Genomic DNA, 16,632 nt, shown 5'->3' with positions numbered 1-16,632 from the left:
TAAGCTGTATTTTTGCAGCCAAAGAAAATTGAATGGAATTTAGATATCAGGATCCGTATCCGATTCAGAAAGATGATACGGTTTATAAAAAATTGACTTCAGATTATGTAAAAATTGAAAAACTGGGCGAAAGAGAAATTTTAAGCATTGACCCAAAAGGTCTTGAATTATTGGCTGAAGAAGCAATGGCGGATGTTTCTTTTATGCTTCGTTCTTCACATTTAGAAAGTTTGAGGAAAATCATCGACGATCCTGAAGCGACAGATAATGACAGATTTGTTGCGTATAATTTGTTGCAAAATGCTGCTGTTGCAGTTGAAGGAGCGTTACCTTCTTGTCAGGATACAGGCACGGCAATCGTCATGGGAAAGAAAGGCGAAAATGTTTATACAGGCGTTGATGACGGTGAATATTTAAGCAAAGGGATTTACAATACGTACCAGAAGAGAAACTTAAGATATTCTCAGGTTGTTCCTTTAACGATGTTTGACGAGAAAAACTCAGGATCAAATCTTCCGGCGCAGATTGATATCTATGCTAAGAAAGGAAATTATTACGAGTTTTTGTTCTTGACGAAAGGTGGAGGTTCTGCCAACAAAACTTTTCTTTATCAGAAAACGAAATCTTTACTGAACGAAAAATCTTTGGAAGCTTTTGTAGAAGAGAGAATTTCAGATTTGGGAACTGCGGCTTGTCCGCCTTACCACTTGGCTTTGGTGATTGGTGGAACTTCTGCGGAAGCTAATTTGGCAGCGGTGAAAAAAGCATCTGCAAAATATTACGATCATCTTCCGACAGAAGGAAATGAAGCCGGACAGGCGTTCAGAGATTTGGAATGGGAAGCAAAAGTTCAAAAAATCTGTCAGGAAAGTGCGATTGGTGCTCAATTTGGCGGAAAATATTTAACACACGATGTAAGAGTAATCAGATTGCCTCGTCACGCAGCTTCTTGTCCTGTCGGAATGGGAGTTTCTTGTTCTGCCGACAGAAATATCAAAGGAAAAATTACCAAAGATGGTATTTTCTTAGAGCAATTAGAACAGGATCCGAAAAGATTTCTACCGACAACACCACCACATTTAGAAGCGGCGGTTGATATTGATTTGAATAAGCCAATGCTTGAAATTTTGGCTGAACTTTCAAAATATCCAATCAAAACAAGATTGAAATTAAACGGAACCTTGATTGTTGCAAGAGATATTGCTCACGCAAAAATCAAAGAATTATTAGACAGCGGACAACCAATGCCTGAATATTTCAAGAATCACCCAATTTATTACGCAGGACCTGCAAAAACTCCGGAAGGAATGGCATCAGGAAGTTTCGGACCAACGACTGCAGGAAGAATGGACGTTTATGTTGACGAATTCCAAAGTCACGGCGGAAGCATGGTAATGTTGGCAAAAGGAAACAGAACTGCAGATGTTACCAACGCCTGTCATAAATATGGTGGCTTCTACATTGGTTCGATTGGTGGACCTGCTGCGATTTTAGCAAAAGATAATATTTTATCCGTTGAAGTGGTAGATTTCCCGGAATTAGGAATGGAAGCGGTGAGAAAAATTGAGGTAAAGGATTTCCCGGCATTCATTATTACGGATGATAAAGGAAACGACTTTTTTGCAAATCTTGCTCATTAAATAGTTTATAATTAAAATAAATGACAAAATTTAGGTTCTTTATCTTTTGGTAAAAAAGAAAAAAGTCCTATTTTTGCCTAAAATCTATAAGAAAGATGATGTTATCAGCATTTTGGCCGTTTTACCAGTTCCTTTGGACAGTTTATTTTATAATAATGTTCTTAGTTGGTTTCTGGTGTATATTTATGTTTTTCGGTTTTGTTATTCCATTATGGTTGACAGAAGGCTTGAAGGAATATTTCGGTAAGGTAAAGCCTTTCGATCCTGAAGATATCAGAAGAAAAAATATTTATGAGCAGGAAGGAGTTGAAGTTATTTTCAATAATCCTAAAGGCCACGGTCCTTTCTTACACGATAGCCACGGGCACGACAACGGACATCATTAATTGATTGTCATTGCTTTTTCACACGAATTCTGAAAAAGCAATATCAAAGCAAAACAACATATATTAAACCATTGATTTATCAGTGGTTTTTTGTTTTTATAAATTACAGTAAAATATATTTAAATTAACTGCATCTTTTTTTAGATAAAATTGGGATTAGAGAAAATAAATTATACTATTTTTCTTACAATGAAATAATTTGTATTATTTTTATTTAAAAATTATAAGATGAAAAAACTGTATTTACTTATTTTACTGTTACTTACGGGACTTGTATTTGGACAGATTAATTACACCATTACTCCAAACCCGTTCAACGAAACAGATCAGATTACATTAAATGTACCAGGTGATCAGATTGACGAAACAGCTTGGGGAGTTACCAACAATGCAATTTACATCTGGTCATGGTCTTTGGATTTAAATTATGCAAATAGTCAGGATTGCCCAACCAACGGATCCTGGACTGATTCTAATGAATTGAACAGATTGGCTTACAATTCAACGACAGATACTTATTCTTTAAGCTTTACTCCGACCACTTTTTATAATCGAACAGGTATTGGCAGATTTGGATTTTTACTAAAAACAAAAACAGGGAATCACCAAACATCGCCTGATATTTTTGTAAATGTCGGAACATTAAATTTAAACCTTACAAACCCCGTAGCAAATTCGCTGACATCGGTTCCAATCGGAAATTCTATCAATATTACAGCTACAACAAATATCAATGCGACTTTTCAGCTGAAAGCAAACGGAACTGTAGTAAATACGACAGCAACGCCATCAACTTCTTACAATTACAATTATACAGTAACAGGAGATGCGAATATGGAACTGATTGCTACGGCTAATTCAAGCGCCAAAAATGCAGCATTTATTGTACAGATTCCACGAAATGTAGTTTCGCAGGCGATTCCAAGCTGGATAAGACAAGGGATAAATTATGATCCTGCAGATCCCACAAAAATTGGTCTGGCATTGTATGCGCCAGCTAAAAGTTTCGTTCACGTTATCGGAAGTTTTAATAACTGGACTGTTGACGACACCTATTTAATGAAAAGAGATACAACAGATCCTGATTTATACTGGATTGAGTTAACAGGACTTACTCCGGCGCAATTATACACTTTCCAATATAGAACCAATGATCTTAAAAAAGTTGCAGATCCTTATTCTCCACAAATTTTATCTTCTTACGATGATCAGTGGATTTCGGCAACCACTTATCCTAATTTACCGGCCTTTCCGGCTGGGCAAGAATTTGAAGTTTCTATGTTTAAAACCGGTCAAGCGCCGTATAATTGGCAGGTTACCAATTTTACAAGACCGAATAAGGAAGATTTAATTATTTACGAATTGCTATTGAGAGATTTTACTCAGGAAAAAAATTGGCAGTCATTGATTAATAAGATTTCTTATTTAAAAGATTTAAAAGTTAATGCCATTGAATTGATGCCTATTATGGAGTTTGAAGGAAATCTTTCATGGGGCTACAATACATCTTTTCATTATGCAATAGACAAAGCGTACGGAACTCCGGAAAAATTCAAAGAATTTGTAGATTTATGTCATCAGAACGGAATTGCAGTGATTTTGGATGTTGCGTTCAATCATGCAACCGGAAGATCGCCTCTTGTAAGGCTTTGGAATGTCGATCCTGACGGTGACGGTTATGGTGATGTTGCTGCAAACAATCCTTATTTTAATACAGTTCCGAAGCATTCTTACAATGTTTTTAATGATTTTAACCATTCAAGTACAGCAACCAGATATTATGTTGAAAGAACTCTTCAGCAGTGGCTTACAGAATACAAAATTGACGGATTCCGTTGGGATCTAACTAAAGGATTTACTCAAAACTGTTCCGAAAATGACGAAACCTGTACCAACGCTTATCAACAGGATAGAGTAGATGTTTTAAAATATTATGCAGACAAACAATGGGCAATAGATCCTAATTCTTATATTATTTTTGAACATTTAGGAACCGATGCAGAAGAGCAGCAATGGGCAAATTACAAATTGGCAGAAGGAAAAGGAGTGATGCTTTGGAACAAACAAACCGAACCATACAATCAAAATACGATGGGTTACAGCCAAAACAGCAATTATGATCGTATGGATCATGAGCTTCATGGGTTTACCAATATGCATGCAGTTGGTTTTGGTGAAAGTCACGATGAAGAAAGATTAATGTTTAAAAATCTAACATATGGCGCTGTCAATGGAACATATGATGTGAAAAACTTAAATACGGCTTTAGAAAGAATGAAAACTTTCGGAGCCACATTCTTCACCATTCCCGGTCCGAAAATGATCTGGCAGTTTGGTGAATTGGGATATGAGTTCAGCATCAACAGATGTCCGGACGGAACAATCAATAACGGCTGCCGTACAGACGAAAAACCTGTTGCGTTCACTTTAGGTTATGATTCGGATACCAACAGAAAAGCAATTTATAATACATGGGCCAAGATTATCAATATCAGAAATACGCATCCGGTTTTTAAAGCGAAAACATATTCTGTTGAGTCGAATAATTTAGCCAACGATCCGAATGGATTGATCACAAGAATCTACGTTTATGACAATACATTAACGGCGGGAATTAAAAATATTGTTGTGCTTGCCAATTATGATACTTCTGCGAAAGATGTTGTTCCGTTTTTCCCTTACGCAGGGCAATGGCAGAATTTGATGGATAATACAATTTCAAATGTCACCAATACTTCTGCCCCGATTAATCTTCAGCCGGGAGAATTCAGAATTTTTGGAAATTATACGGGAAGTTTGTCTACTATTGATGAAAATGCAGCACACAAACTGTCTCTTCAGATTGCAGATAATCCTGTGAAAAATGGTTTAGCTAAACTGATTTATTATAAAGCTAAAAATGGAGAAATCATTATTTACGACATGAGCGGAAAGAAAGTAGATTCGTTTAAACTGAAAAATGAAGACGGAACTTATGATCTGAAGGCTGATTATCCGGCAGGAACTTATTTGATTCACCTGAAAACTGATAACGGAATCGCCATTCAAAAAATGATAATTAAATAAAAATTAAAACAATATTACAAAAGCTCATGAAAATGGGCTTTTTTTGTTAGTCTTCAATTCCGTATCTTTGCAAACTAAATTTTTAATATGTCTAAGTCATTAATTCCAAAATTAGAAGCTATAAAACAGAGATATAATGAGGTGGCAGACCTTATTATACAGCCAGATGTAATTTCGGATCAGAAAAAATATTCTTCATTAAACAAAGAATACAGCGATTTAGGAAAAATTGTACACGTTTACGATCAATATAAAAATGCTTTAGACAATATCGCAGAATCTGAGGAAATCATTGCGGATGGTTCAGACAGAGACCTTGTTGATATGGCCAAGGAAGAAAAAGTAGAAGCTCAGGCAAAACTTCCGGGTTTGGAAGAAGAATTGAAAGTTCTTTTGATTCCTAAAGATCCTGCTGATGACAAAAACGTGATTGTGGAACTTCGTGCTGGAACAGGTGGAGATGAAGCGGCCATTTTTGTGGAAGATGTTTACAGAGCTTATGCAATGTTTTTTAAAACAAAAGGCTGGAAACACGAAATCACGGATTCTAACGAAGCGGCAAAAGGTTACAAAGAACTTATCTTGAAAGTAGAAGGCGAAGGCGTTTACGGAATCATGAAATTCGAATCCGGAGTTCACCGCGTACAGCGTGTTCCGGAAACTGAATCTCAGGGAAGAGTTCACACTTCGGCAATTACGGTTGCTGTTTTACCGGAAGCTGAAGAGATTGATTTCGAATTAAATCCTGCAGATATCGAAATGCAGACTTCACGTTCTGGTGGAGCGGGTGGACAAAACGTAAACAAGGTGGAAACCAAAGTACAGTTGACACACAAGCCTTCAGGAATGGTGGTTATTTGTCAGCAGGCACGTTCTCAGTTGGCCAACCGTGAATTGGCAATGGAAATGCTTCGTACCAAATTATACGATATTGAAGTTCAAAAATCTGTAGGAGATATTGCTGCACAACGTAAATCGATGGTTTCTACAGGAGACCGTTCGGCAAAGATCAAAACGTACAATTATCCGCAGGGAAGAGTTACAGATCACAGAATCAACAAATCTATGTACAATCTTGATGCCTATATGAATGGTGATATTTCTGAAATGATCGACGCCGTAATTATGGCAGAAAATGCCGAGAAAATGAAAGGTGAAGAAGAAAATTATTAATCTTTCTAAAATATAGCTAAAAAGCTTCTGAGAAATCGGGAGCTTTTTTCATTTTCGTCAGTTCTAGTAATTTTCGAAATGAAATGTAGAAGATGTATGGAGAATTTTCATTATAAAAAAATGAATTAGTAAAAGCAATTATGATTTTCTAATATATTGTTATAACTTAACAATTCACCAACTTTTTTATTTCCAATACTTTCCTTACTTTTGAGAAAATCCTTCACAATGAATTTTAAACCAATCTTATTAACGGCTGGAGTATTATTTTCAGCTACATTTTATTCTCAGAAAATGAATTATCCTAAAGCAGAAAAAGGAAATCATACAGATACATATTTCGGAACTGCCATTGCAGACCAGTACAGAGATTTAGAAAACGATTCTGAACCAACCAAAAAGTGGGTAGATGAAGAAGTGGCTTTCAGCCAAAATTATCTTTCAAAAATTCCTTTCAGAGATCAGATCAAGAAACAATTGACAGACATCTGGAATTACGAAAAAATAGGAGCCCCTTTCAAAGAAGGAGATTACACTTATTACTACAAAAACAACGGACTTCAGGCGCAATCTGTCTTGTACAGAACCAGTAATAAAACAAAAACAACAGAGGTTTTTTTAGATCCGAATAAATTTTCAGAAAAAGGAACAAATTCGCTTTCAAGCTTATCGTTCAACAAAAAAGGGAACTTAGCAGCCTATTCTATTTCGGAAGGCGGAAGCGACTGGAATAAAATCATCATCATTGATGCCATTACCAAAAAGCAGATCGATGAAACGTTGGTTGATGTAAAGTTCAGCGGAATTTCGTGGCAAGGTGACGAAGGTTTCTATTATTCAAGCTACGACAAGCCAAAAGAAGGAACCGTTCTTTCCGGAATGACAGATAAGCATAAAGTTTATTTTCACAAATTAGGAACAAAACAATCGGAAGATAAATTGGTTTTTGGTGGTGATAAAACTCCGCGAAGATATTTGGGAGCCGGAGTTTCTGAAGATCAAAGATATTTGATTATTTCAGCGGCTAATGCGACCAACGGAAACGAATTATATATTAAAGATTTAAAAAACGGCGGTGATTTCGTTCAGATTAATAAAGGTTTTGACATCAATGCGAATATTGTAGATACGGAAGGGGATGAGCTTTTTATTTTCACAGATAAAGATGCTCCGAATATGCGTTTGGTAAAAACAAGCATTAAAAATCCTTCTCCTGAAACCTGGAAAGATGTGATTCCGCAAACAGAAAACGTATTGGGAATCAACACGGGTGGCGGATATTTCTTTGCAACTTATATGGTGGATGCGATTGATAAAGTGAAGCAGTATGATAAAACAGGAAAGCTGATCAGAGAAATCTCTCTTCCCGGAAAAGGAAACATCTCAGGCTTTGGAGGAAAAGAAAAAGAGAAAGAGCTTTATTATTCTTTCAGCAATTATATCACCCCGGGAACAACCTATAAATTCAATGCAGATTCCGGAAAATCGGAGGTTTATCAAAAACCGAAAGTGAATTTCAATCCTGAAGATTATGTTTCTGAACAGGTATTTTATACTTCAAAAGATGGAACAAAAGTTCCGATGATGATTAATTATAAAAAAGGAACTAAACTCGACGGTAAAAATCCAACGATTTTGTACTCTTACGGTGGCTTCAACATCAGTTTGCAGCCGTCTTTCTCTGTCGTAAACGCAATCTGGATGGAAAATGGTGGGATTTATGCCGTTCCAAACATTCGTGGCGGTGGTGAATATGGTAAAAAATGGCACGATGCAGGAACAAAAATGCAAAAGAAAAATGTTTTTGAAGATTTCATTGCTGCCGGAGAATATTTGCAGAGTAAAGGATATACTTCTAAAGAATATATGGCACTTTCGGGTAGATCAAATGGCGGATTATTAGTTGGTGCAACGATGACAATGCGTCCTGATCTGGCAAAAGTTGCTTTTCCGGGAGTTGGCGTTTTAGATATGTTGAGGTACAACAAGTTTACGGCAGGAGCGGGTTGGTCATATGATTACGGAACTGCGGAAGATAATAAAGAAATGTTTGAATATTTAAAATCATATTCTCCTGTTCATAATGTAAAAACAGGAACTTGTTATCCGTCAACCATGATTATTACAAGTGATCATGACGACAGAGTAGTTCCGGCGCATTCTTTTAAGTTTGGAGCAGAATTGCAGGAAAAACAGAAATGTGTAAACCCTATTTTATTAAGAATTGAAAAAAATGCAGGTCACGGAGCGGGAAGGGCAACCGATCAGGTAATCAGCGAAAATGCAGACCTTATTTCTTTTGCTTTATATGAAATGGGAATTAAGAAATTAGAAAAGTAAAGTTCTCGAACATAGTATATAAATATAAAAAGCGCCATTTTTTTGGCGCTTTTTATATAATAAGAAATAATTATTGTAATTCCTTATTTATACTATATATGAATGCAAATATTTATTCTAAAAATAGATTTTTTTTGAATATTATTTTGAAAATTGGACTTTTGTTATAATGTTTTTTTTATATTTGTTTATGTTGTTGAAAATCATTTAACATAATATTAATTAATATGAAAAAGAAAATTTTATTAATGTGTGCTTTAGCTATAGGTTTAGCTACCCTAAATGCACAAAGATGGGAGGCTGTTTCACAGAAAACTTCTCAGATAAGAAAAGAAGTTGATGTCAAGTATTCTTATAAAGTTGATCTTGCATCGATAAGAAATCTTTTAAAAGATGCTGTTGAGACAGGCAACAACGCAAAAGCTGTTATCATATCATTACCAACTGTGGATGGAAAAATTGAAAAATTTGCTGTTTACAGTAATCCCGTAATGGAAAAAGCTATGGCCGAGCAATATCAGCTGGGCTCCTATGTAGGGGTAGGGATTGAGGATCCTTCAAAATATCTTAGATTTAGCACATCGCCAACAGAAATGCAATCGATGATCATCAAAGATGGAGTTTTTCAATTCATAGAACCTATTACAACTGATAAACAGACTTATGGAGTTTTTTATAAAACTAAAAGAACCAAGAGTGATAATGGATTTGAATGTTCAACCGAAGAGAAAAATATTAAAGACATTCAATCTCTATTAGAAAACGGAAAAAAAAAGCTTTCTAATGTAGGAATTACAAATAGACCTTCCAGTACAAAATACAGAACATACAGATTGGCATTGTCTGTTACAGGAGAATATACCCAACTCTTCGGAGGTACCACAACGGGAGCACTTACCCAAATGAATAATACGATGACTCGTGTAAATGGAGTTTTTGAAAAAGATTTTGGAATAAAGTTATTAATTCAGAATTTCCCAAATATTATTTATACAGATGCCGCCACAGATCCTTACACAAATAATTTAAACGTTCAGTTACAACAAACACTGACTGCACAAGTTGGAAATGCTAATTATGACATAGGACACGTATTCAATGCAGCTGGAGGAAATGGAAATGCAGGTTGTATAGGATGTATATGTACCGATCCTGTAAATACTACAGACACAGAGAAAGGATCAGCATTTACACAAAGTACAAACCCAACAGGAGATTTATTCGATATAGATTATGTTGCTCATGAAATGGGTCATCAATTAGGTGGAAATCATACTTTTTCTCATAGCTCTGAAGGTTCTATGGTAAATGTTGAACCTGGAGGTGGAACGACTATTATGGGATATGCCGGAATTACCTCAGATAATGTTCAGAATTTTTCGGATGCTTATTTTCATTACTCCTCAGTAAACCAAATACTTACAAATATTGAGGCCAGAACTACATGCGGAATATCACAAGATATTAACATTAATACTCCACCTACAATATCTCCACTTACAAGTTATAATATACCAAAAGGGACGGCGTACTATCTGGATGCAACGGCAACAGATGCAGAAAACGATACTTTTAAATATACTTGGGAACAATATGATAGTGTGGGACCGAATGCAACTATTTCAGGAGATAGTGGCTGGGGTTATAATTCGGAAGGAGCGTTAACAAGGTCTTATTTTGGAACAGCCGGGGGAAGAAGATATTTTCCAAGCCTAACTATAGTTATGGGGGGTAAACTGACAGATAAAACAGCTTGGGAAACGGTATCATACATTCCAAGAACACTTAATTATGCAGTTACGGTAAGAGATGAAAATCCGCAAAGACCAATGTTGTCTTCTTCTGAAACCACAGTAAATGTTGGGAATGACGGACCATTTAAATTCAATGGCATTACAGCTTCCACAGTATTATATAATGATGCATCAAATACAATTCAATGGGAAGTGGCTAACACAAATGCTGCTCCTTACAATGTAACAAATGTAAAAATAGATTATACTGCCGATAATGGAAATACGTGGACAGATCTTGTTGCTGCAACTCCTAACACAGGAAGCTATACTGTACAAATGCCAACAACATTGACAGGCGCAATTAAGTTAAGAATATCAGCAATTGGCAACGTCTTTTATGCGGTATCACCTGCAATCAATATAGGAAACGCTCCAACGTCTACCATGAATGCTCCGACAGGAGTTTCTGCAATAGACACAGAAATATTTAAAAACTCTGCAAGATTATCATGGAATAGTGTGCCAGGAGCGACTTATTCTATTAATTATAGAAAAGTGGGCGCTGCAAACTGGTCGAATGCAACAAGCCTAGTAAATTCCGCAATATTGGATAATCTTGAAGATGAAACTAATTATGAGGCTCAAGTTGCTGCTGTTGTCAACAATGTACCGGGTAATTTTTCCGCTAATTATGCATTTAAGACGAAGGGATTAAAAACTGGAATTGATTATTGTATATTAAATACAGGGATCAACTCATTAGGGACGATAGCCCGTGTAACATTATCCAATATCAATTATACAGATGGTACTTTTAGATCTTATAAAGATGTAAGTGAAGATCCTCAACAGATTATAAATTTAATGCAAAATACACAATACAGTCTTACTGTTCGCGCAGGAAGCGCCTCAAATTTTGCTCCGTATCCATTTACTGTAAATGCTTGGATAGATTATAACAGAAATGGTGTTTTTGAAGCATCAGAAAAAATTATGACATCAGCCAACGTTGCAGGGACAAGAAATGAAACAGTAACTTTTACAGTTCCATCAACTACTTATAGCGGTGACAAATTATTAAGAATGAGAGTGGCCGGGAACTTTGGCGGGTCGCTTGATAACCCTTGTGGGTCTACCAATCAGGCAGGAAGTATAATGGATTTATCTGTGAGAATTTCAGGAGTATTATCTGTAAATGATACAAATGATACAAAATCAGAAATTGCAATTTATCCTAATCCGGCTGATACTTTCATAGAAATTAAAAACTTAAAAGGAAAGGCTGATTACAGTATTTACAGTGCCGATGGTAGACTGGTTCAAAATGGTAACGTAAATAACCAGAGAATTAATGTAGCATCATTAGTAAAAGGAGTTTATGTGATTACAATAAAAGATGACAAAAATACTTACAATACAAAACTCATCAAAAAATAAATAAAATAACAACTCAATGTAAAACCGGGCATATGTCCGGCTTTTTTTATGAATAAAAATACAGATTGAAAAGAATGAAACCCTGGTTTTGTGTTTCACTCAAAAAAATTAACTTTACAGGATAAAATTATTGAAATGCGAAAGACAATTTCTGTGAAGAAGCCAGACTTTAAGAGTATTTCATCTCGAGAGAGAGAGGAATACAGCTTCGAAAAAGATGGACTTCAATTAAAGTCTTCTTACAAAGCAGAAGATGTTAAAAATCAGTCATTAACACAAACTTCTCCGGGAGTTGCTCCTTATTTAAGAGGCCCATACTCAACAATGTATGTGCAAAAACCTTGGACGGTTCGTCAGTATGCAGGATTTTCAACGGCTGAAGAATCGAATGCTTTTTACAGAAGAAACTTAGCAGCAGGCCAGAAAGGGCTTTCCGTGGCTTTTGATTTGGCGACACACAGAGGTTATGATTCAGACCATGCAAGAGTTGTCGGCGATGTAGGGAAAGCAGGAGTTGCCATTGATTCTGTTGAAGATATGAAGATTTTGTTTAATGAAATTCCATTAGATCAGATTTCGGTTTCAATGACGATGAACGGCGCAGTTCTTCCGATTTTATCTTTTTATATTGTTGCGGCAGAAGAGCAAAGCGTTTCTCAGGAATTGCTTTCAGGAACGATTCAGAATGATATTTTGAAAGAATTTATGGTACGAAATACTTACATTTACCCGCCAGCGCCTTCCATGAAGATCATTGCAGATATATTTGAATATACGTCTCAGAATATTCCGAAATTCAACTCAATTTCTATTTCAGGGTATCACATGCAGGAAGCGGGAGCAACTCCGGTTCTGGAAATGGCGTATACTTTGGCAGACGGGCTCGAATATGTAAGAACAGGAATAAAAGCAGGAATGAAGGTCGATGATTTTGCGCCAAGATTATCATTTTTCTGGGCAATCGGGATGAATCATTTCATGGAAATTGCAAAAATGCGTGCTGCAAGATATATTTGGGCTGAACTTTTAAAGCAATTTAATCCTCAAAATCCAAAATCTTTAGCTTTAAGAACACATTCTCAAACATCCGGGTGGTCTTTGACGGAGCAGGAACCATTTAATAATATAACAAGAACTGCGATTGAAGCATTGTCTTCTGCTTTGGGTGGAACTCAATCTCTTCACACGAACGCTTTGGATGAAGCAATTGCGCTTCCGACGGATTATTCTGCAAAAATTGCAAGAAACACACAGATTATTCTTCAGCAGGAAAGTGGAATTTGCGATGTTGTCGATCCGATGGGCGGAAGCAATTTTGTAGAAAGCCTTACGCAGCAGATGATTGAGGAAGCAATGAAATATATTGATGAGGTGGAGAAAGAAGGCGGAATGACAAAAGCCATCGAAGCTGGAATTCCAAAGATGAGAATTGAAGAAGCAGCTGCGAAAAAACAGGCTAAAATTGATAGTGGAGAAGAATTCATTATTGGTGTAAATTCTTTCCGATCATCATTAAAACAGGGCCAAATTGAGATTCTTGATATTGATAATACAGAAGTTCGCCGAAAGCAGATCGAAAGATTAGATTCAATAAAAAAAGAAAGAAATACCGAGGCTGTTGAGCAGATTTTAAACGAAATCCGCGAATCCGCAAAAACAGGAAAAGGAAACCTTCTCGCATTGTGTATCGAAGCAGCTCGAAGCAGAGTAACGCTTGGCGAAATGAGCGATGCAATGGAAGAAAGTTTCGGAAGATATAAAGCAAATATTAGAACAATTTCTGGAGTTTACGCCATGAATGCAGGTAAAAACGAATATTTTGGTAAAGCACTTCAATTAACACAAAAATTTGAAGAAGAAGAAGGTCGTCGTCCAAGATTGATGGTTGCAAAAATGGGACAAGACGGTCACGACAGAGGTGCGAAAGTGGTTGCAACAGCATTTGCAGACATGGGATTTGATGTCGATGTTGCGCCGTTGTTCCAGACTCCGGAAGAAGTTGCGAAACAGGCCGTGGAAAATGATATTCACATTTTAGGAGTTTCATCTTTGGCGGCGGGTCACAAAACATTGGTGCCTCAAGTTGTTGAAGAATTGAAAAAATTGGGTGCGGATGATATTACGATTGTTGTTGGAGGAGTTATTCCGCAGCAGGATTATGAATTTCTTTATGCAAACGGAGCAGACTTTATTTTTGGTCCCGGAACCAATTTACCGAAATGTGCGGTTGATATTTTAGAGAAATTTTTAGGATAATTCAATTTTTAAATGGTATAAGTTGTATGGTTTTTGTATTAATAAGAAAAAAATCATTATGGCTTATACAGTAATTTCAGTATTTCCGGCAACTGTTGAGACAGAGGAAATAAAAAAAGATTTAACGGATTTGGGTTTCAATGAAGCAGATATTGTTGTATCAAAATCCAAATATGAACAAGAATCATCAACCAATGATTATCAGGAAGATGAACAAACAAAAGGATTTTTCAGCTATGTTTTCGCGCATGATGCAGAAATGTTGGATGCTTATCGAAGAGAAAGTGTCGGGAAAATCAATGTAATTGTTTACGCGGCAGATATTGATCAGGCAAAAAGAGCAAAGGATATTTTAAATGAAAAAGGAGCTCTTGAAGTGTACAGAAAATCATCCGATAATGAGAAAAAAATTCCAGAAGGAATGTCCGAAGACGAATACAACGGAATCATTGCAAAAGCAAAACACGATGTTTACTTTTTAGGTTCAGAAAGAGTGTATCGTTCAGGCTCAAACAGAGGAATGGAAGATGAAATGGACAGCTTAGGATCAAAAGATTAAAATCAAAAATAAGAAACCTGGATAAGAAATTATTCAGGTTTTTTCTTGAAAAATTTTGATATTCAGAAAAATGTATATATTTGCACCTGAAAATCAAGTTTAATTATTAAAAAAACAACGAAGCAATGTTCAAATACAATCAACATTCATCAGCAGGATTGCCTTTTGCAAAGGCGAGGCTTCGTGGTTTGGTACATTCTTAGAATAAAAGTACATGAAATATCAAAACCCGAAGCCGTAAGATTTCGGGTTTTTTATTGCGCAATATTTCAAACTCAAACAAATTTCCCTGAAATCATTTTTTAAAATTTAGGAACCTTTCCGAATAGCAAATCTATTTTTAGGAGCTATATCCCGCTTTCCGCACTCGCTATTTTGTTGGGTTTCGGCGGCGGCAAAGCCGCCGCCGAAACCCAACAAAATGAGCTCAAACAAATGCTGCAATCGGGGCTAGGAAAGAATTCCGGATTGTCATTCTGACGAAGGAAGAATCTCATCTCAAAATGACAAAACACAAATCAACTAAAATTTTAGTTGAAAAAAGTATTCGCTGCAGGGATGTGTACATCTGGCGTCGAATATCTAACATCTTATTAAACAAACAATGGGAAATTTAAAACTTAAAGGAAAAGATATATTAAAATTGGGCTATCCAAATAATCAAAGCATCAACATCGCTTTGGAAGTCATGAAAAGAAATTTTGCCACGAAAAATATTCATCATGTGAAATCGCTTTTAAAGGAAATTCTGATCAATCCGGAGAATTATGAAAAAGATTTAACCTTCGGACAAATTGCAGAAGCTTTGCTGTCATCCAGGAAAACCGAGAAAAGAATGCTCAATACAAACCGAGCTTCTTTCCAGATTTTCGGAAACAATATTTCAGATGAAGCAAAAAATCAATTATACACAGCATTGAAACTTCCAATTGCGACGCATGGAGCTTTAATGCCTGATGCGCACAGTGGTTACGGGCTTCCGATTGGCGGAGTTCTCGCCGTAGAAAATGCGGTGATTCCTTACGGAGTCGGGATGGATATTGGCTGCAGAATGAGCCTTAGTATTTTGGATATACCAATTTCATATCTGGATGGAGCAAGAGATAAATATGAAAAAGCTCTTGCCGAACACACCAAATTCGGGATGTATGAAACGCACAAATCTCACGTCGATCATGAAATTTTCGACAGAGATACGTTCGATATGATTCCGATTTTGAGAAGATTAAAAGGAAAAGCCATCAAACAAATGGGAAGTTCTGGTGGCGGAAATCATTTTGTGGAATTCGGGGAAGTGGAAATCACGGAAGAAGATAAACAAATCAATCTTCCAAAAGGAGAATACCTCGGAATTCTTTCACACAGCGGTTCGCGTGGTTTGGGAGCAGAAATCGCTCAGTATTATTCGAGAGTTGCAACAGAACAATGTCCGTTGCCAAAAGAAGCCCAAAACTTCGCTTGGCTAGATTTAAATACGCATCTCGGATTAGAATACTGGACGGCGATGAATCTCGCAGGAGATTACGCTTCGGCCTGTCACGACGATATTCACAGAAGATTGGTAAAAGCAGTCGGTGGAAGAGTGAAAGCCAGAATTGAAAACCATCACAACTTCGCCTGGAAAGAAATCCACAACGGAAAAGAAGTGATCGTTCACAGAAAAGGAGCAACTCCGGCGAATGAAAATGAATTGGGAATGATTCCCGGATCGATGACGGCAAAAGGATTTATTGTTCGAGGAAAAGGAAATCCGGATTCACTAAACTCAGCTTCACACGGAGCGGGAAGAGCTTTCTCAAGAGGCGAATGTAGAAACCGTTTCACTCAAAATGACATCAAGAAAGAATTAAAATTAAAGAATGTCACTTTGATAGGCGGAAATACCGAAGAAGCACCGATGGCTTATAAAAACATTAATGAAGTCATGAACGCCCAAAGCGAATTGGTAGATATTCTCGGAACTTTTCAGCCTAGAATTGTGAGAATGGATAAATAAATACATTCTGTCATTCTGAACGTAGTGAAGAATCTTAACATTT

Annotated in this window: 9 protein-coding genes; all 9 read left to right on the top strand. The window is 36.5% G+C overall.

Translation table 11 applies throughout. The features are described from left to right. Window positions 1-32: 32 nt before the first annotated feature. Window positions 33-1,640: a fumarate hydratase gene (locus tag AC6CHK_RS00765; protein WP_498092630.1), complete on the top strand. Its 1,608-nt coding sequence runs from the start codon at window positions 33-35 to the stop codon at window positions 1,638-1,640. A gap of 95 nt (window positions 1,641-1,735) precedes the next feature. Continuing rightward, entirely contained in the window at window positions 1,736-2,026 is a 291-nt protein-coding gene (locus AC6CHK_RS00760; RefSeq protein ID WP_498092628.1) for a hypothetical protein, read from the top strand. Between the two features lie 228 nt (window positions 2,027-2,254). Then, a complete protein-coding gene (locus AC6CHK_RS00755; protein WP_498092626.1) occupies window positions 2,255-5,092 on the top strand; it encodes an alpha-amylase family glycosyl hydrolase in 2,838 nt (945 codons plus the stop codon). Between the two features lie 87 nt (window positions 5,093-5,179). Continuing rightward, on the top strand, window positions 5,180-6,265 hold the full coding sequence (gene prfA / locus AC6CHK_RS00750; protein WP_498092624.1) for a peptide chain release factor 1: 1,086 nt from the start codon (window positions 5,180-5,182) through the stop codon (window positions 6,263-6,265). A gap of 228 nt (window positions 6,266-6,493) precedes the next feature. Further along, window positions 6,494-8,605 (top strand): prolyl oligopeptidase family serine peptidase, encoded by a 2,112-nt coding sequence (locus tag AC6CHK_RS00745; protein WP_498092622.1) that lies wholly within the window; start codon window positions 6,494-6,496, stop codon window positions 8,603-8,605. A gap of 227 nt (window positions 8,606-8,832) precedes the next feature. Further along, on the top strand, window positions 8,833-11,778 hold the full coding sequence (locus AC6CHK_RS00740; protein WP_498092620.1) for a reprolysin-like metallopeptidase: 2,946 nt from the start codon (window positions 8,833-8,835) through the stop codon (window positions 11,776-11,778). A gap of 135 nt (window positions 11,779-11,913) precedes the next feature. Further along, window positions 11,914-14,034, top strand: a complete 2,121-nt coding sequence (gene scpA / locus AC6CHK_RS00735) for a methylmalonyl-CoA mutase (protein ID WP_498092618.1) — start codon at window positions 11,914-11,916, stop codon at window positions 14,032-14,034. A gap of 58 nt (window positions 14,035-14,092) precedes the next feature. Continuing rightward, a complete protein-coding gene (locus AC6CHK_RS00730; protein ID WP_498092616.1) occupies window positions 14,093-14,593 on the top strand; it encodes a hypothetical protein in 501 nt (166 codons plus the stop codon). A gap of 604 nt (window positions 14,594-15,197) precedes the next feature. Continuing rightward, complete coding sequence (locus tag AC6CHK_RS00725) at window positions 15,198-16,589, top strand: RtcB family protein (RefSeq protein WP_498092614.1); 1,392 nt, start codon at window positions 15,198-15,200, stop codon at window positions 16,587-16,589. Window positions 16,590-16,632 lie beyond the last annotated feature (43 nt).

It is taken from the genome of Chryseobacterium sp. GQ58 (genome assembly GCF_059758895.1).
Note: the sequence above shows the minus strand (reverse complement) of the source record. Positions and strands in the feature narration are given on the sequence as shown.